The organism is Flavobacterium sp., assembly GCF_039595935.1.
GTDB lineage: Bacteria > Bacteroidota > Bacteroidia > Flavobacteriales > Flavobacteriaceae > Flavobacterium.
Map to the genome: position 1 here is coordinate 3,069,532 of NZ_JBCNKR010000006.1, position 16,391 is coordinate 3,085,922.

Below are 16,391 nucleotides of genomic sequence, written 5' to 3' on the forward strand. Positions count from 1 at the left end.
CTACGGATCGGATTTTCCAAAACCACTAAGTTTACAATTCAATTTTGAATTAATCCTGAATTTTGCTTAATTTAGAGTGTTAATTTTTGAAATTATTTTGAAATTTTAGAATTAAAAGAAAAAGGCTATGTTTCTTACGATAGATCAGTATTTCATTTTATTTTGAGTTTCACAGTTTATGCTTAAGCATATATCCGGTACCTTTTATGGTATGGATTAACGGAACGGGGAAGGGTTTATCCAGCTTGTTTCTCAAGTAATTGATGTAAACATCAACGGTATTTGTAGCCATATTAAGTTCCATATTCCAAACAGCCTGCGCAATAGCGGTCCGTGATAATGCTTTTTCGCGGTTTTTCATCAGGAAAATCAAAAGTTTTAATTCCCTTGATGAAAGATTAAGCTGTTTTCCATCCCTTGAGGCGCACTGCTCTTTCATGTTTAATTCTATTCCTGCATATATCTGAAAATCTACTATGCCGCGCGAGAATTCGACACGGCGCAGCTGTGCATCAATACGTGCCAGAAGTTCGTCAAATGAAAATGGTTTGGAAAGATAGTCGTCGGCTCCGGCTTTAAGCCCCTTTACTTTTTCCTGGGGCGAACTCAAGGCACTCACGATAAGGATAGGTATAAGTATTTTTTGATTTCTCAGAACCTCGGAAACCCTAAAGCCGTCTATATCGGGAAGTATGATGTCCAATATAAGAATGTCGTAAGTATTTTCGACTGCCTCCTTTATTGCTTGAAAACCTTCCGCGACATGTTTTACCTCAAAGAGATGTTCCTCCAAGCCTCTTTTAATCAGTGAAGCTATTCGGTGGTCATCTTCAGCTAGGAGGACTCTAGTCATGGCAGTTAAAGGTAAAATGTTTTTGATTCAGTAATAGTTATAAAAAATGCGTTGTTCTTATATTTTTTTTTAAGTGAAAGTATTGACCTTCAGCCCGAATGCAAAGGTTTTATTTTTGGGCAATACTGGAGACGATATTGATTGTCAGGGCCAGAATTGTTGTATTGAAAATAAAGGAAAGTACACCATGGACCAAGGCAGTACGCCTTATTTTTTTTTCCAGAATTGCTACGTCTGAGACCTGAAAAGTAGTACCGATAACAAAAGAAAAATATACAAAATCAAGATAATCCGGCTCCTGGTCTCCTGGGAAATCAAGACCACTGTGGCAATAATGCAAATGTGCATACTTAAAGGCGAAAGTAGTATGGACAATCGCCCATGCCGTGCCGACAGATGTGAGGGTCATCAATATATGAGCAAGCAAGGTAATGCCTGTTTTTTCATCAGCTGAGATGTATAGAAATAAGATGCCAAGCAGGCTGACTGCTGTTGTCAAAAGTATGAACAGAGAAAGGACTGTCCTGTTTGAATCCTGGTCTTTTGCAATCTTTTTAAGTTCCTGGACGTGACAGGTGAGTATTGTAAACCATGCAAAAAATAAGTGGGTAAAGGAAAATGCAAGCCATACTGCCATCCAATGTACCGGCGTTTTGTCAACTCCGGCGAAAACCAGTGCTGTAATTCCTGCCGCTGCCGCAGATATAATAAATCTTATGCCATGGCTTAGTTTATTTATTTTAGCTTTTATATCCATATCAATTTCAATTGCAGATTATTTTTATTTTCCTGTTTCCGGCCAGCTGGAATTATGACATGTTGTCGCATTTTTAGGCTTATTCAACTTTTTGTTTGTTGTAAACATTACGGTCACTATTTGTAAATGCTCCTACTTTGATCATAAACCGGACTTGAGATATTCAAAAAATTCAAGACGCTGTGAAATACATGGCCTTGTGTCAAGTTCTGGTTGGATTTAAGTTTTTTAGAACCTTGGGAAACCCACACAATAAAAGGAATTTCATACTGCTCCTTCGGGGCAATGCTCAGGGGAAGACCATGCATATAAAGATTTTTTTCTCCAAGTGATTCACCATGGTCAGAGACAAAAATCATTGTGCTGTTGTATTCTTTGAGCTGCTCCAGCTCCTTAATAACGGAATTGAGTATAAAGTCAGTATAGACAACTGTGTTATCGTAAGCATTTAGTAATTCATTCTGTGTGCAGTTACCAAGTTCGACGCTGCTGCAGACCGGTTTGAAATTTTCAAACTGGGAGGGGTATTTCTTGGAGTAATTAGGGCCATGGCTGGTACTGGTATGAAGCACAATAAGTATTTTGTTTTTTTTGCTTGAGCGCACCTGTTCCTTTAAAAGGGTAAGCAGGATTTCATCATAACCGCAGGTTTCCCCTTTGCAGGCGGATGAGTGAAGTACTGCGAGTCTTGTTTGAAGCTGCTGCCTTGTGTATTGACACGCTTAGGACTTTTCAATTGGTGGTACTCTCAATACTTGGACCCCTTGTATTTGGGATAGCGGTCTTTGATGGATTTCAGCATACACTTACTGTTTGGCTGGCAAGATATATCAATATTTATTTATGGCTTCCTGTTGCAAATATCTTTGGAAGCATCATCGGTAAAATCCAGGAACTAATGCTCAAGCTGGATTTATCACAGGTCGAAGCTACTGGTGATACTTTCTTTAGCAGGACTGATATGTCATATCTCATTTTTATGATTATTGGGATCATCGGATATTTTACTGTCCCATCAGTAGCTAATTACATCGTTCACGCAGGTGGAGGCGGAGCCTTAGGGCAGAAAGTTACTGGTATGTTTAGCAGTACTACTAATTCAGTTATTACAAAAACTTCTCAAGGCGCTGGTATGGTAATGGACTCAATGGGAAATGCTGCAGGCCAAATGTCACAAAGCATGTCCTCATCAGCTGGTAATACTCCGTATTTCAAAGAGAGAGGAAATTACATGAATGATAAGCTAAAAGGAAATTCATAGTAACCTAAAAAGATAAAAGATGTTTACTAAAATGAAAAATATAGATACTGCATTCCGATATGTTAGAGGATTTACAATGCTGATAATTGCAGGATGTATTATCATCTGTTGTTACACACTTTATAAAAGCTTTGAGTCTGTTGCCCTGATGCAGGATAAGGTTTATATTCTTGCCAATGGGAAAGCTATGGAAGCATATGCATCAGATAGAAGGGATAATGTACCTGTGGAAGCAAGAGATCATGTAAAAACATTTCATAAATTTTTCTTTACCCTTGATCCTGATGATAAAGTAATTAAAACCAATGTTACAAAAGCTCTTTATCTGGCTGATGACAGTGCAAAACGAATTTATGATGATCTAAAAGAGAATGGTTTCTACTCTGGAATCATTTCAGGAAATATAAGCCAGACAATCCAGATTGACAGCATAACTATAGATATCAAAGAATACCCGTACCGCTTTCAATGCTATGCCAAACAAAGCATAATAAGAACTACCAGTATCTTGAAAAGAAGCCTTATAACCCAAGGAAGCATTCGTAATGTATCTAGAAGCGACAACAATCCACATGGTTTCTTAATCGAGAGATGGAATACCATCGAAAACAAAGATTTGACTGTTGAAAATAGAAAATAGACAGCTATGAAACCACTAATTAAAAAGCGAGAAGAGCCATTTATTTACAATAAGTATTATTTATCTGCACAAGATAAGTGGGTGCAAAAAATGAAATTTTTGACGGGCAGACTTTCTAAAAGAGCCATCATTTATCTGCTGGTTCTGTTTACTGTTTTGGAGGGAGGGTATTTTCTCTATAACATTTACGCAGCGTTCTCAAAGAAAAATTCTGAAATAAATAAAAACCGGGCAACCATTTCAAAAATTAAAAAAATCAATTTTAAAAAGTAAAGTCATGGAGCAAAAAATAATATCACTCAAAGAATCTAAAAGAAGAAAAATGCTTTTAGTTCTGCCTCTTATAACACTTCCTTTTATAACCATATTATTTTACATTTTAGGTGGTGGAAGGATGGAAGCAGAAACCGCAAAAAGGGAAGTAAAAAAGGGATTTAACTTTAATCTTCCCATTCCGAAATTTAAAGAAGATTCGTCACTCGATAAAATGAGTTACTACGACCAGGCGGCAGTAGATTCCATCAAATTGCTGGAACAAATAAAAAAAGACCCTAATTACTCAAATCAAAAAACATTAGAAGGATCAATAGATGTTACGGATAGCGATTTCGGTAGAAGACACAGTTCATTTAATACATCCTCTTATCAAGATGCAAACGAAAAGAAAGTTTTTGAAAAACTTAAAGTACTTCAAAAAGTGATCAGCCAGCCTGCTGTCCCTGAAAATTATGGTCAGGATATGAGGGAGTTTGAAAATTATGGATCATCAAAAGGTGAATCAGATGCGATAAAAAACTTAGAGCAGATGATGTCACAAATGGGCACTTCACAGGAACCTGATCCTGAACTAAAACAACTTGGTGGTATGCTGGAAAACATTCTGGATATTCAGCATCCATCACGTGTACAAGAAAAGTTAAAGCAAGCTTCAGAGATAAACAAAGGAAAAGTTTTCACTGTTAATCGTAAAAAAGATGTAGATAATACCACTTCACTACAGCAAAATACACCATCTCCAAATCTTTTAAAATCAAACTCGTTTTATTCAGTTGATGAAAATTTAGATTCGGAACAGCAGCAGAATTCAATCGAAGCAATAATTCATGAGACACAAACTATCATAAACGGGTCAATTATAAAATTAAGATTAAAAACTGACGTATTTCTCCAGGGCATCCTTATTCCTAAGAACACTTTTTTGTATGGTATTGCATCTTTAAAAGGAGAAAGGCTGGAGGTTAAAATCAATAATATCCAATATCGAAATTCAATTTTCCCTGTTGAACTCTCTGTTTACGACTTGGATGGAATTGACGGCATCTATATTCCAGGAGCAATAAGCAGAGACGTAGCTAAGACCTCTGCAGACCGCTCTCTTCAGACTTTAGGACTAAATGGTGTTACTGACTCTTGGGGGGTACAGGCTGCAGAGATGGGAATTGAAGCTGCAAAAAGCCTGATGAGCAAAAAGATAAAACTTATAAAAGTTGTCGTAAAGGCTGGATATCAGGTTTTACTCTACGATGAAAAACAAAAGAATTTGAAATAATTAAATCTTGAAAAAATGAAAAATAATAATTGGATGAATTTGGTCTGCCTGCTTTTAATTGTATTTTCAGGCTATGCACAATTAATAAACAGAGATGTTGATTTCAATCATGATCAGTTTAAAAACGTGCAGATTGCTTATTCTAAAACCACAAGCATAGTGTTTCCTTATGCGATAAAAAGTATTGATAAGGGCAGTCCGGATATCTTAATGCAAAAAGCGAAAGGAGTAGAAAATATTTTACTGCTTAAAGCTGCAAAAGAGAATTTTATACAGACCAATATTACTGTAGTTACAGCCGACAGCAGGTTGTATGTCTTTGTTTTGAATTATGATGAGGTATGCCCGGATTTAAACATTAAAGCTGACAATAGTGCAATTGTAAATAATGATATTTTGTTTTCACTCGATAATGAAAATCAAAAGAAAATTGAGCAGTATTCAAAGCTTGCTTTGTTTAAAAAGAAAAAAATAGGCGGTTTAAAGAGCTCCAGATTTGATATTAATCTTAGTGTGAACGGCATATTTATTCATCAGGATGTTCTTTACTTCAGACTTGTTTTAGGTAATACTTCAAAGATAAATTACGACATAGACCAGCTTCGTTTTTTTATTCGGGATCAGAGAAAATCTAAACGTACTGCTTCACAGGAAATAGAAATACTTCCGCTTTTTTCAACTTCCAACTCCATGCTGATTCCAGATAAATCTGAAGTGAACTTAGTCTATGCTTTATCAAAGTTTACTATCCCTGAGAAAAAATACCTCACGATTCAACTTATTGAAAAGAATGGAGGCAGACAATTAGAAATAGACATCAAGAATAATGATCTAATTGATCTTGATGTTCTTAACAGCTTTTAAAAGAATAATAACATTAAAATAATTTATCATGAATCAGAAAAATTTAGAATTCCTAAAAGATCAGTTGAAATATACTGGATTTGGAGAAACGTTCGATCAGGATCTGAAAGAAAAGATGCTAAAAGGAGAGACAGAGTTTAAGATTATAAAAGAAGGTGTTTATGGAAAAGATGCAATGACTGCCGAATTGAATTTTAAAAAATCCGACCAAAGTGATCTGTACTTTTTTAATTCTTATCATGTAAACCTTAAAAAAGAAGAATCGAAAGAAGGATTAGAACAGACTTTTTATATTAATAACAACAGCAGTAATATTACTCTTAAAGAAGCCTATAATTTAATGGAAGGACGTTCTGTAAATAAAGATCTTAAAACTAAGGAAGGTGAAGTGTATAATTCATGGCTCAAAATTGACTTTAAGGAATCCGATAATAATGGAAACTTTAAAATAAATCATTACCATCAAAATTATGGATACGATTTGGAAGCAAGTTTGGCAAAGCACTCTATAAAAGAACTTGAAACACCTAAGTACAAAGAAGATCTTTTAAATTCACTTAAAAAAGGTAATCTTCAGTCCGTAACTTTTGTTGTTAGTGGAGTTGAAAGTAAACAGTATGTAGAGGCAAACCCACAATTTAAAACTGTAAATGTTTACGACGGTAATTTACAAAGGATTAATCATCGCGAGAGCAAGGATCAAAAACAGACGGAGTCAAAAGAAAAGTCAGTTTCGAAAGATAAATCTCAGAATCAAGATAGTGATGATGAACCTGTTCAAAGGGAAAAGAAAACTGCCGCCCATAAAAGAAAGGCCGGTAAATCTGTTTAGAAATTCTTAAACCCTAAAGTTTGAAATTATGAATAATGAGTTTCATGCGAATAGATTGGAGTCAGAGATTGCTGGTTGGAATTCTAAAGAAGACCGACTGAAGAAACTTTTTAAATCAAGTTCATCGTTAGAAAATTCTCTTTTAAAAGAGAAACTCAGATTCTATGAAAGTATTTTATTGAAGTATAAGAATACAAATCAATTAGATGAACGTACTGCATTGCAGATTATAAAAAACGAACGAAATACTTTAATTAAGAAAATTTATCCGGACAGGCTTCGGCAGTATTTTTATAAACTAATTACTAAACTTGTTGTAGAAAGAATCAATGCTCAAAAAGAAAGCAGAGAGGAGCTAAAAAGCAATCAGTTGCTTAGAGATAATCTAGAACGTACTGGCTTTAAAGATGCATACAATAAAGTTGATAGGTATATGAGGCTGGGGCAGGATAAATTTACTGTTCCGATATCTTATTATCTTAATGAGCATGACCAGATGAATCATTCTCTTCATTTTATAAAAAATGACCAGGGACATTATGATTTTAAAGGTTTTAATTCTAATCTCCATCATCAGAATGGTAATAATGAGACTAGGCAATATTATTTTGATGTTGATGAGGTAAAAGCTTTTAATTCAGAGCAGGCTTACGAATTACTATCAGGTAGAGCAGTTTTAACAGCAGGGACTTGGAAACAATTAGACTTTAATCAAAAAGGAGTTGATAATAATTATCAATTAAAAGAATTTCATGAATCATATGGCTTCAACATTGAAAAAAGTGTATCTGAATTATTTCTGAAGACTTCGGGTCAATCGGAAATCAATTCTTTATTAGATTCTCTTAAAGAGGGGAGAAGAGAAGCAGTGACTTTAACCAAAGAAGGAAAGGAATGTAAGGTCTATATCGAAGCTAATCCTCAAAATAAGTGTCTGAATATCTACAATGAAAACCTAAGGAAGGTGACAATTGAAAGTTTGTTTAGAGTTAAAAGGGAAGTCTCTTTCAAATTACAATCAAGTTTAAAAAGTCAAGATATCAAAGTCAAAAGTAAATGCAGAAAAATATAAAATAAAGGCTATGGAAAATCTGAAAAGCTTACTGGACTTCTTTTCTGCAATTGAAAATGATTTTCGAATTAGTTCCACTCATATTGCAATTTATGCCGCACTGCTAAAGTATAGAGTTGAAAAAGGTTTCGTGAATCCTATACAGGTCTATAGACATGAAATAACTCCTTTGGCAAAAATATCTTCAGCTTACACTTATCATAAATGTATTCAGGAATTGAGTACTTATGGTTATATAAAGTACGAGCGGTCGTTCAAGAAAACACAAGGGAGTAAGATTTATTTTTTTGAGTAATGTAATAATAAAAAACTAAAGCCCTTAATAAGGGCTTTTTTTATATAAAATATTTTTAGAGATGGAAGATGAAGAGGAAAACACAAGAGGGAAAATAACCCCAGAGAAAGCTATGAATATGTTAAACTCTGAGGGTATGAATGTTACAATCGAAGAAGCAACTGAAATTTTGCTATTTTTACGAAAAATGGCACATGTAGCCGTATCTAAATTTTTGGAGTCATGAGTATTATAGCAGATTTATACATACGTGTAAGCACGGACGAACAAGCAGAAAAAGGTTATTCGCAAAGAAATCAGGAAGAAGTTTTAAGGAAATATTGCTCAATAAATTATATTGAAGTGCGTAACGTTATTTATGAGGATCATTCCGCTAAGACATTTAATAGGCCACAATGGAATAAGCTTTTACTGAATCTGAAAAAACAGAAAAACACAACTGATCTGGTCTTGTTTACCAAATGGGATCGTTTTAGCAGAAACGCCGGAGATGCCTATCAGATGATAAGTTTATTAAGAAAGTTAGGTGTAGAACCTCAAGCGATTGAGCAACCTCTTGATTTGGCAATTCCAGAAAATAAAATGATGCTGGCTTTTTACTTAGCGGCTCCTGAAGTTGAAAACGATCGTAGGGCTTTAAATACCTTTCATGGAATGAGAAGGGCGAAAAAAGAAGGTAGATATATGGGTATTGCACCGTTTGGATATGCTAATAAATCCAAAGAAGACGGAAGTAAATATATTGCACTTGTAGAACCTGCCGCTTCTGTTATGCGCTGGATATTTGAAGAATTAGCTAAAGGAATATTCAATACAGAGCAGATATATCATATGGCTTGCAGAAGAGGATTTAAAAGAACTAAAAATAACATGTGGGGCCTAATAAGAAATCCTGTTTATTGCGGTAAAATATTTATACCGAAATATAAAGATGAAGAAAGCAGATTTGTTACAGGGCAGCATGAGCCACTTATTTCTGAAGGCCTTTTTTATAATGTACAGGATATCTTAGATGGCAAATCACGCCTTTACAGACCTAAAATTAAAACTGTCGTTGATTTCCCGTTAAGAGGCTTTTTTATCTGTCCAAAGTGCCAAAAGAAGCTGCAAGGAAGTAAATGTAAAGGAAGACACAAATACTATCATTATTACCACTGTGAAGCGCAATGTAAGTTTAGAATTAACTCAGAAATCGCCAATGAACTTTTTATTGAAGATCTTAATAAGTATCAGCCTATAGCTGAAGTTAAGAAATTATACAGTTCGATTTTATATGAAACACATCGTGATATCGCAAATAATGCCGGCGAACAGAAAAGAAGACTTGTAGAACAGATAAAAGATTTTGAACTCAGATTAAGCAATGCAAGAGATCTTCTCCTTACATCAAAAATTGAAGCTGATGATTATAAGCTAATGAAAGATGACTATGGTGCACGAATTGCAAACCTTGAACGTGAGCTATCAACAGTTACTAAAGATAAGCATAGTATTGAAGAGCTACTGATAAAGGGGGTTGACAACCTTATCAAGCTTAGTGATTCATATTTGAAAAGGGATTTATCTGATGCAAGAAGCCTAATTGGTTTAGTTTACCCCGAAAATTTCACAATTCACGAAAATAAAGTACAAACCGCTAGAGTGAACAAAATAGTGGAGTCTATTTATCTCATTAACAAACAGTTAAAAGCAAAAAAAACGGGACAAAAGATGATTTTTATCTTTTGTCCCGAGAAGTGACCTCGACAGGATTCAAACCTGTAACCTTCTGAGCCGTAATCAGATGCGCTATTCAGTTGCGCCACGAGGCCTTTTTGTTATCATTAAGCTAATTTTTCGTAGCTTTGTTGATTGCTTATTGCGGGTGCAAATATAGAGATAAATACGAGATAAACAAGCAAAAAAACACAGAAAAATAAAAAAAAATGAAGATTGAAAATTATATACGTGATATTCAAGGGTTTCCTAAAGAAGGAATTTTATTTAAAGATATCACACCACTCTTAAATAACGTCGAAGCGAGAAAAGAATGCCTATCTCTTTTGGTAAATTCTTTAAAAAATCAAAAAATTGATAAGGTAGTGGGAGCAGAAAGCCGTGGTTTTTTCTTCGGTATGTTGTTGGCTCAGGAATTAAATGCAGGATTTGTTCCGGTTCGAAAGCCTAAAAAATTACCTTTTGAAACTATTTCGGCTTCATACGAACTTGAATACGGAACAGATAGTTTGGAAATGCATACAGATGCCATCAAAAAAGGTGATCGCGTTTTAATTCATGACGATGTTCTCGCTACAGGCGGAACTGCAAAAGCGGTTTGTGAACTGGTTGAAAAATTGGGCGGTGAAATTGTACAATGTAATTTTTTAATGGAACTGGCTTTTCTTAACGGTAGAGAAAAAATAAAAAAATACCCGGTTTTTGCAGCCCTGACGTATTAATTAAACAAAAACAATTTTGTTTTTTACCGCATACAAAACCAACCCAATTCTCGTTTTTATCTCTAATTTATCAAATAAAGATTCTCTGTAACCATCGATGGTTTTTGGACTTAAGCACATTTCTGAAGCTATTTCTTTATAAGTCATTTCGGTACAGGCGTGTTTTATAAAAACAATTTCTTTTTCTTTTAAACTGATTTTTTTATCGTCTTTGTTAACCTTGTTAACCAGCATTCCCGAAACGAGTTCCGTAAAGTAAAAACCTTTTTCAATAACAGATTCTATGGCTTCTTTAAAGATTTCCGGTGAAGTGTCTTTCAAGAGATATCCTTTTGCTCCGTTTGTAATCATTTTGATGATAATTTCTTCGTCGTCATTTACAGAAAGTGCAATTACTTTTAAATCCGGACGGTTTTCTTTAACCCATTTCATAGCGCTTAAGCCATCCATAACCGGCATGTTTACATCAAGTAATACTAAATCAATATGTGTTTCCGGGTTTTCTTCTAAATAAGATATAAATAACTTTCCGTTTTCAAAACGTTCTATAACTTCGTGATCTCCAAAACTTTTTATTAATAGCTCAAGCGATTGAGAAAAAAGCTGATGATCATCAACAATAATAATTTTACTTTTAGTCTTCGGTTTCATTGGTTTTGGTTAATGGGTAGTCTAAAGTTACGGTAGTTCCTGATGAATCTGATTCCATGATTAATTGAGCTCCAATTAGTTTGGCTCTCAATTTCATGTTGGACAATCCTAATCCCGAATTTGCTTCGCTGGGATCGTAGCCAATTCCGAAATCTTTAAATTTTAACTGAAAAAGAGTTTCGGTTGTTGTAATATTTACTTCGTATAAATCACTGCGTGAATGTTTTAAACTATTATGCAGGGCTTCCTGAAAAATTCTGTAAATAAACAAATCGTGTTCCTGATCAATTTTCGGAATTTCACCTGTTAAGGTATAACGATATTGAATTTTTTTAAGTTTTTTTACACGCTCCAGATCTTGTTTTATGGCTTCTAAGAAATTGCTCTGCAGTAAATTGTCTTTGTTTATGATGCGTGATAAAATTCGGAGTTCGTCTAATGCTTTTGCCAGAACCTCTTTAAGGTCTTTTAATTCTTTTACTTCGATACTTTTGCTGCTTATAGACATATTAAGCTGCATAATTCCTACCGAAATAATTTGACCGATATTGTCATGAAGTTCTTTACTTATTTCAGAGAGTGTCTGATCTTTAATTTCGATACGGGTTTTTACCAATTCTGATTGAAAATACATTCCGGCTTCCATTTTTTCGACCAGATAATTATTCTTTTTCTTTAAAAAATAAAAGAAAAGAACAAGTACAACTACCAGTAAAGTAAAAAAAACAATACCTAATGAAATAACTAATAATTGTATTTCTTTTCGCTCCATAAAAACCCAATAATATAGCAGCTATGTGCCAAAAAATTTAAGATAAACAAAACCAGGCTGAATACTGATTCGTCTTGTTTAATAAGGAACCAATTTATAGCCAGCATAAATGGCGTAAAAGGAACATGGAAAACCAATATTCCTAAAACGTACCAAAAAAATACAGATCGTTTGAAATTTAAAATTTTGTCTGAATTAAAAATCTCTACCAAATATAAGCAGGATAAAATTAAAACCAGCATTACGCCTATAGCAAAACTGTATGTAAAAGATCGATTGGTATCTTCTTTAAAATAAATAATATTTAAAAAGAAGGAAACAATAAATAGTACCAAAAAGAAAATCGCCGTCGCTCTGTAATTTAATTTTTGCAGAAGACTTCGAATGAGGAGTATATAGGCGGTAAAACTGACAAACATATAGAAATTATAAACATAATAATTCAATAAGCCTGTCCAATAAGTAAAATAATATCCAACTAGTTCTATTAATGCAGAAAACCAGATTAAAATTACTAAAAATTTAGCTTTCTTACCAGGTAATTTATGCATTGAAATTAATCCGATGCTTCCTGATAATAAAGCTAAATAAATGATATAAGATCTTAAAAATTCAAACATATTTTTTATTAATATACTAAACTTGGCGGTCTGCCGATGTTACCGTAATTCATAGGGTCAAGGCTTTGAATGTCAACAGATGCTGGTTCAGCAACTAAAGCAAAACTCTGAACTTTTGCGGTATTATCTTCGATCTTTTTCCCTGTAGGAACCAAGAATAAGGTTGTTAATCCGGCTTTTTCGCCATGCTTTTCGTCGTCTGGGTACACGCCAAAATAAAAGCGTATTCCGTCTACGTTATATCCTTCTTGTGCACCATTCGTTTTTATATAATGAATATAGCTCTCTAATGCTTCTAATGAGTACCAAACTGCATTTGCATCTTCTTTTTTAACTCCCTTAGCAGTTGTTAATGTGGTACCTTTTTTTTTGTTGTAATTAGCATTCAATTGTTTTGCAAACTCTTTTGTAATTAATTGAGTTGGCTTTGGTGGATTTTTCATGATTGTTTAAAATTTAATTGGTTAATGGTTTAGTTTACAGTTTTTTTTGATTGTTACAGCAGACAAAATTATTTGAATGCCAAAACGGTGTCAAGGGGAAATATACCCTTTTTTTATAGGTAAATTTATCCAAAAAAATGGGTTAAAGTACCGTTTCAAATCATTTTGTATTTAAATAATTTTACAGTGTTGGTTTAAAGTCCAAAAACAAACAGTTTAAGCTTAAACTTACATTATAAATAATGATTGATAATCAATAATTAACATTAATAATGAGATTATGAGTTATTTAGTCAATCAAATGATAAATACTTTATCCAATAAAGTGCTTCGTTTGGAGCGTGCAAACAGTGATAGAGATTATTCTGGTGGAGGGTGGTATGAAGAAATAAAGTACGCTATTTATCTGTATTCAGATTTTAGTGCCCTTTATGTAAAAGAATCATTCAGAAGTGTTTCCGGAGGAGGATTGTCGCTGCCGAGTCAGTCTTCGCAAAGAGATAACGGAAATTGGGATGTGTGCGAAGAAAACGGAAAAATATATCTCGAGGTTATTTTTGATGATGGTTCAAGACAAAAACTGGAAACAGAAAATTTGGGAACCGGAATTCAAAAACTAGGAGATCATATTTGGAACAGATATTTAATTAGTTAGGGTTTTGCGTCAGTTTTTATTGAAAAGTTATAATTAACCGCAAAGTCCGCAAAGGATTACGTAAAGAAAGAAATGTTTTAAGATGTGGGTCACAAAACTTTCAAAATCTTTGTGAAATTCTTTGCGAGTTTTACGGGAAAACATTAAACTTTAATTGATTGATCTGAAGGCAAAAAAAACTAAAACCAAAAATAAACCCGACAAGTTTTAAAGCTTGTCGGGTTTTATATTTAGAACTTTTAAGATTTATCTCAAAGTTGCTCCAAGTTCAGTTTCAAAAGTCTGTTGTAATTTCGACATGATTTTATCAATCTGAGAGTCAGTAAGGGTTTTGGTGTTATCCTGAATTGTAAAACTCAAAGCATACGATTTTTTCCCCTGAGGTAATTTATCTCCCTGATAAACATCAAATAAGTTAACATCTTTTAAAAGCGCTTTTTCTGTTTGTCTTGCCAAATTAAAGATGCTTTCGTAAGTTGTTTTTTCATCAATTAATAAGGCTAAATCTCTACGAACTTCCGGATATTTAGGAATCTCAGTGTATTTAATTTTTCCGGTAATAATTTTTAAAATTAAATCCCAGTTGAAATCAGCATAATACACATCTTGTTTAATTCCGAAATGCTTTAAAATTGATTTTTTTACAACTCCCATTTCAACTAATGTATCATTGTTGTAGCAAATAGAAGTTCCTTCAGAGAAAACATCAGACTGCACAGGAGCGTTTGAGATTTTTTCAATTCCTAAACGTGCCAGAACACCTTTTGCATATCCTTTTAACAAGAAGAAATCAGTTCCTTTTTGCGGCGTTGTCCAGCTTTCTTTGTTTCTGTTTCCGGAAATTGACAAAGTTAAATGTTTGTGCTCCTCGTAACCGTTAAGGTATTTATGATATGATTTTCCGAATTCGAATAATTTTAAATCTGAATTTTTTCTGTTGATGTTATACGAAATAGCCTCTAAAGCAGAAAATAATAAAGATTGACGCATTGTTGATAAATCACTGCTTAAAGGATTCAGCATCGTAACGTTATGTTCTTCTTTTAAAACGTTTGATAATTTTGCATAAGCAGCAGTTGTCAATGAATTGGCCATCATTTCATGAAATCCCTGAGAATTCAATTGTGAAGCAATAACGTTTTGAACTTTATAATCTTCCGTTCTTGGAGAATTAGCTACCGTTGCATTGAATTTTTTAGAAAACTCAATATTGTTGTAACCATAAACTCTTAGAATTTCTTCGATAACGTCAATTTCTCTTTGTACATCTACACGGTAAGCCGGAATGGTTAATCCTAAACCTGTATCTGAAACGCTGTTTACTTTAATATCTAAAGAAACCAGTATTTTTTTGATAGTATCTTTTGGAATTTCCTGTCCGATTATTTTAGAAACGTGGCTGAAATTCAATAAAACTGAAAAATCTTCTACTTTTTTAGGATAAACCTCTACAACGTCAGAAGTAATTTTTCCACCCGCAACTTCCTGAATTAAAATAGCAGCACGTTTTAAAGCATATTCTGTAATTGTTGGGTCAATTCCTCTTTCAAATCTAAAAGAAGCATCTGTATTTAATTGATGTCTTTTTGCTGTTTTACGAACACTTACGGCATCAAAATAGGCACTTTCTAAGAAAATGCTGGTTGTTGTATCTGAAACTCCGGATTTTTTTCCTCCAAAAACACCTGCAATACATAGAGGTCCTTTTTCGTCGCAAATCATCAAATCCTCAGCATGTAATGTTCTTTCAACATCGTCTAAAGTCACGAATTTTGTTCCTTCCGGTAATGTTTTTACAATTACTTTTCCGCTGATTTTCGCAGCATCAAAAGCATGAAGAGGCTGACCTAATTCGTGTAAAACATAATTAGTAACGTCGACAATATTGTTCTTTGGAGTTAAGCCAATAGATTTTAAACGGTCTTGCAGCCATTTTGGTGATTCATGAACCGTAATTCCAGAAATGGTAAGTCCGCAATATCTTGGTGCTAAAGTTGGTTCTTCAACATTCACATCAATTTTAAGCGTACGCATATCCACTCTAAAATTACTTACAGATGGTGTAATCAATTCGATATTTACACCTCTTTGAAGCATTCCGGCTCTTAAATCACGCGCTGTACCAAAGTGGCTCATCGCATCAGCACGGTTTGGCGTTAATCCAATTTCGAAAACTTCATCATCAGCAATCTGAAAAACTTCAGAAGCTTTAGTTCCCGGAACCAGATTTTCATCCAGAACCATAATTCCGTCATGACCAGATCCAAGACCTAATTCATCTTCGGCACAAATCATTCCGTGGCTTTCCTGTCCGCGAATTTTACCTTTTTTAATAGTAAATTCAACGCCTTCTTTATCATATAAAACGGTTCCAATAGTAGCAACCGGTACTTTTTGTCCGGCAGCAACATTCGAAGCGCCGCATACAATTTGCACAGGAGCTTCTAAACCAATATTTACGGTAGTAACTTTTAATCTGTCAGCATCTGGGTGTTTTTCGCAAGTAAGTACATGACCTACCACAACACCTTCTAATCCGCCCTTAATAGACTGGTATTTTTCAACAACTTCAACTTCAAGACCCAAATCTGTCAATAGCTCAGAAGTTTGTTCAGATGTCCAGTCAGTTTTAATAAATTGTTTTAACCAGTTGTAAGATATTTTCATGTTAGTTTTATTCTTTTATGAG

At 34.0% G+C, this 16,391-nt stretch carries 19 protein-coding genes, 1 tRNA gene and 1 pseudogene; 12 read left to right on the plus strand and 9 right to left on the minus strand.

Annotated elements, in window-relative coordinates:
* Positions 1 to 169: 169 nt before the first annotated feature.
* The 3 genes and pseudogenes from ABDW27_RS23130 to ABDW27_RS23140 form a co-directional block, all read right to left on the minus strand.
* The gene (locus tag ABDW27_RS23130) at positions 170 to 853 is read right to left on the minus strand and encodes a response regulator transcription factor (RefSeq protein WP_343698048.1); all 684 of its coding nucleotides are present in this window, start codon (positions 851 to 853) and stop codon (positions 170 to 172) included.
* Positions 854 to 962: 109 nt separating this feature from the next.
* On the minus strand, positions 963 to 1,610 hold the full coding sequence (locus tag ABDW27_RS23135; RefSeq protein WP_343698049.1) for a DUF1345 domain-containing protein: 648 nt from the start codon (positions 1,608 to 1,610) through the stop codon (positions 963 to 965).
* Positions 1,611 to 1,726: 116 nt separating this feature from the next.
* Positions 1,727 to 2,272, minus strand: a pseudogene (locus ABDW27_RS23140) (sulfatase-like hydrolase/transferase); the annotation flags it as partial.
* A 5-nt stretch (positions 2,273 to 2,277) separates the two neighbouring features.
* Between ABDW27_RS23140 and ABDW27_RS23145 the strand changes: the two are divergent.
* The 10 genes from ABDW27_RS23145 (at position 2,278) to ABDW27_RS23190 (ending at position 9,863) form a co-directional block, all read left to right on the plus strand.
* Entirely contained in the window at positions 2,278 to 2,871 is a 594-nt protein-coding gene (locus ABDW27_RS23145; RefSeq protein WP_343698050.1) for a hypothetical protein, read from the plus strand.
* A 31-nt stretch (positions 2,872 to 2,902) separates the two neighbouring features.
* Entirely contained in the window at positions 2,903 to 3,511 is a 609-nt protein-coding gene (gene traK, locus ABDW27_RS23150; protein WP_343698051.1) for a conjugative transposon protein TraK, read from the plus strand.
* A 6-nt stretch (positions 3,512 to 3,517) separates the two neighbouring features.
* The gene (locus tag ABDW27_RS23155; RefSeq protein ID WP_343698052.1) at positions 3,518 to 3,784 is read left to right on the plus strand and encodes a hypothetical protein; all 267 of its coding nucleotides are present in this window, start codon (positions 3,518 to 3,520) and stop codon (positions 3,782 to 3,784) included.
* A 4-nt stretch (positions 3,785 to 3,788) separates the two neighbouring features.
* On the plus strand, positions 3,789 to 5,060 hold the full coding sequence (traM, locus tag ABDW27_RS23160; RefSeq protein WP_343698053.1) for a conjugative transposon protein TraM: 1,272 nt from the start codon (positions 3,789 to 3,791) through the stop codon (positions 5,058 to 5,060).
* A 15-nt stretch (positions 5,061 to 5,075) separates the two neighbouring features.
* Positions 5,076 to 5,924 carry a conjugative transposon protein TraN gene (traN, locus tag ABDW27_RS23165; protein WP_343698054.1) on the plus strand — a complete coding sequence of 283 codons (849 nt, stop codon included), beginning with the start codon at positions 5,076 to 5,078 and terminating at the stop codon, positions 5,922 to 5,924.
* A 28-nt stretch (positions 5,925 to 5,952) separates the two neighbouring features.
* Positions 5,953 to 6,756, plus strand: coding sequence for a hypothetical protein (locus tag ABDW27_RS23170; protein ID WP_343698055.1), 804 nt, complete (start codon positions 5,953 to 5,955; stop codon positions 6,754 to 6,756).
* A 28-nt stretch (positions 6,757 to 6,784) separates the two neighbouring features.
* Positions 6,785 to 7,828 carry a hypothetical protein gene (locus ABDW27_RS23175; RefSeq protein ID WP_343698056.1) on the plus strand — a complete coding sequence of 348 codons (1,044 nt, stop codon included), beginning with the start codon at positions 6,785 to 6,787 and terminating at the stop codon, positions 7,826 to 7,828.
* A 10-nt stretch (positions 7,829 to 7,838) separates the two neighbouring features.
* Entirely contained in the window at positions 7,839 to 8,123 is a 285-nt protein-coding gene (locus tag ABDW27_RS23180) for a hypothetical protein (RefSeq protein WP_289877151.1), read from the plus strand.
* 61 nt (positions 8,124 to 8,184) lie between these two features.
* A complete protein-coding gene (locus ABDW27_RS23185; protein ID WP_167443804.1) occupies positions 8,185 to 8,349 on the plus strand; it encodes a hypothetical protein in 165 nt (54 codons plus the stop codon).
* Positions 8,346 to 9,863: a recombinase family protein gene (locus ABDW27_RS23190; protein ID WP_343698057.1), complete on the plus strand. Its 1,518-nt coding sequence runs from the start codon at positions 8,346 to 8,348 to the stop codon at positions 9,861 to 9,863. Before ABDW27_RS23185 ends, ABDW27_RS23190 begins: the two co-directional genes overlap by 4 nt.
* On the opposite strand, the gene ABDW27_RS23195 is transcribed toward ABDW27_RS23190, so the two are convergent.
* Positions 9,861 to 9,934: transfer RNA gene (locus tag ABDW27_RS23195), tRNA-Arg, on the minus strand. The two genes, ABDW27_RS23190 and ABDW27_RS23195, sit on opposite strands and share 3 nt — an antisense overlap.
* 114 nt (positions 9,935 to 10,048) lie before the next feature.
* Between ABDW27_RS23195 and ABDW27_RS23200 the strand changes: the two genes are divergently transcribed.
* The gene (locus ABDW27_RS23200) at positions 10,049 to 10,561 is read left to right on the plus strand and encodes an adenine phosphoribosyltransferase (protein WP_343698058.1); all 513 of its coding nucleotides are present in this window, start codon (positions 10,049 to 10,051) and stop codon (positions 10,559 to 10,561) included.
* On the opposite strand, the gene ABDW27_RS23205 is transcribed toward ABDW27_RS23200, so the two are convergent.
* The 4 genes from ABDW27_RS23205 to ABDW27_RS23220 are packed head-to-tail and all read right to left on the minus strand — an operon-like array spanning position 10,562 to position 13,047.
* Positions 10,562 to 11,212: a response regulator transcription factor gene (locus ABDW27_RS23205; protein WP_343698059.1), complete on the minus strand. Its 651-nt coding sequence runs from the start codon at positions 11,210 to 11,212 to the stop codon at positions 10,562 to 10,564. It lies immediately after the preceding gene.
* Entirely contained in the window at positions 11,196 to 11,984 is a 789-nt protein-coding gene (locus tag ABDW27_RS23210) for an ATP-binding protein (RefSeq protein WP_343698060.1), read from the minus strand. Before ABDW27_RS23210 ends, ABDW27_RS23205 begins: the two co-directional genes overlap by 17 nt.
* Positions 11,957 to 12,604 carry a hypothetical protein gene (locus ABDW27_RS23215; protein WP_343698061.1) on the minus strand — a complete coding sequence of 216 codons (648 nt, stop codon included), beginning with the start codon at positions 12,602 to 12,604 and terminating at the stop codon, positions 11,957 to 11,959. Before ABDW27_RS23215 ends, ABDW27_RS23210 begins: the two co-directional genes overlap by 28 nt.
* Positions 12,605 to 12,612: 8 nt before the next feature.
* The gene (locus ABDW27_RS23220; protein WP_343698062.1) at positions 12,613 to 13,047 is read right to left on the minus strand and encodes a hypothetical protein; all 435 of its coding nucleotides are present in this window, start codon (positions 13,045 to 13,047) and stop codon (positions 12,613 to 12,615) included.
* A 280-nt stretch (positions 13,048 to 13,327) separates the two neighbouring features.
* Between ABDW27_RS23220 and ABDW27_RS23225 the strand changes: the two genes are divergently transcribed.
* Entirely contained in the window at positions 13,328 to 13,702 is a 375-nt protein-coding gene (locus ABDW27_RS23225; RefSeq protein WP_343698063.1) for a hypothetical protein, read from the plus strand.
* Positions 13,703 to 13,948: 246 nt separating this feature from the next.
* Here the strand turns inward: ABDW27_RS23225 and pheT are convergent, their stop codons facing one another.
* A complete protein-coding gene (pheT, locus tag ABDW27_RS23230; protein ID WP_343698064.1) occupies positions 13,949 to 16,369 on the minus strand; it encodes a phenylalanine--tRNA ligase subunit beta in 2,421 nt (806 codons plus the stop codon).
* Between the last annotated feature and the right edge of the window lie 22 nt (positions 16,370 to 16,391).

What these genes read in the sequence shown, in the direction of transcription:
- ABDW27_RS23170 (WP_343698055.1), top strand. Translation starts at nt 5,953, where the DNA reads ATGAATCAGAAAAATTTAGAATTCCTAAAAGATCAGTTGAAATATACT.
- ABDW27_RS23130 (WP_343698048.1), bottom strand. Translation starts at nt 853, where the DNA reads ATGACTAGAGTCCTCCTAGCTGAAGATGACCACCGAATAGCTTCACTG.
- ABDW27_RS23210 (WP_343698060.1), bottom strand. Translation starts at nt 11,984, where the DNA reads ATGGAGCGAAAAGAAATACAATTATTAGTTATTTCATTAGGTATTGTT.
- ABDW27_RS23135 (WP_343698049.1), bottom strand. Translation starts at nt 1,610, where the DNA reads ATGGATATAAAAGCTAAAATAAATAAACTAAGCCATGGCATAAGATTT.
- ABDW27_RS23200 (WP_343698058.1), top strand. Translation starts at nt 10,049, where the DNA reads ATGAAGATTGAAAATTATATACGTGATATTCAAGGGTTTCCTAAAGAA.
- ABDW27_RS23190 (WP_343698057.1), top strand. Translation starts at nt 8,346, where the DNA reads ATGAGTATTATAGCAGATTTATACATACGTGTAAGCACGGACGAACAA.
- ABDW27_RS23220 (WP_343698062.1), bottom strand. Translation starts at nt 13,047, where the DNA reads ATGAAAAATCCACCAAAGCCAACTCAATTAATTACAAAAGAGTTTGCA.
- ABDW27_RS23205 (WP_343698059.1), bottom strand. Translation starts at nt 11,212, where the DNA reads ATGAAACCGAAGACTAAAAGTAAAATTATTATTGTTGATGATCATCAG.
- ABDW27_RS23185 (WP_167443804.1), top strand. Translation starts at nt 8,185, where the DNA reads ATGGAAGATGAAGAGGAAAACACAAGAGGGAAAATAACCCCAGAGAAA.
- ABDW27_RS23175 (WP_343698056.1), top strand. Translation starts at nt 6,785, where the DNA reads ATGAATAATGAGTTTCATGCGAATAGATTGGAGTCAGAGATTGCTGGT.
- ABDW27_RS23180 (WP_289877151.1), top strand. Translation starts at nt 7,839, where the DNA reads ATGGAAAATCTGAAAAGCTTACTGGACTTCTTTTCTGCAATTGAAAAT.
- traN (WP_343698054.1), top strand. Translation starts at nt 5,076, where the DNA reads ATGAAAAATAATAATTGGATGAATTTGGTCTGCCTGCTTTTAATTGTA.
- ABDW27_RS23225 (WP_343698063.1), top strand. Translation starts at nt 13,328, where the DNA reads ATGAGTTATTTAGTCAATCAAATGATAAATACTTTATCCAATAAAGTG.
- pheT (WP_343698064.1), bottom strand. Translation starts at nt 16,369, where the DNA reads ATGAAAATATCTTACAACTGGTTAAAACAATTTATTAAAACTGACTGG.
- ABDW27_RS23145 (WP_343698050.1), top strand. Translation starts at nt 2,278, where the DNA reads ATGAGTGAAGTACTGCGAGTCTTGTTTGAAGCTGCTGCCTTGTGTATT.
- traM (WP_343698053.1), top strand. Translation starts at nt 3,789, where the DNA reads ATGGAGCAAAAAATAATATCACTCAAAGAATCTAAAAGAAGAAAAATG.
- ABDW27_RS23215 (WP_343698061.1), bottom strand. Translation starts at nt 12,604, where the DNA reads ATGTTTGAATTTTTAAGATCTTATATCATTTATTTAGCTTTATTATCA.
- traK (WP_343698051.1), top strand. Translation starts at nt 2,903, where the DNA reads ATGAAAAATATAGATACTGCATTCCGATATGTTAGAGGATTTACAATG.
- ABDW27_RS23155 (WP_343698052.1), top strand. Translation starts at nt 3,518, where the DNA reads ATGAAACCACTAATTAAAAAGCGAGAAGAGCCATTTATTTACAATAAG.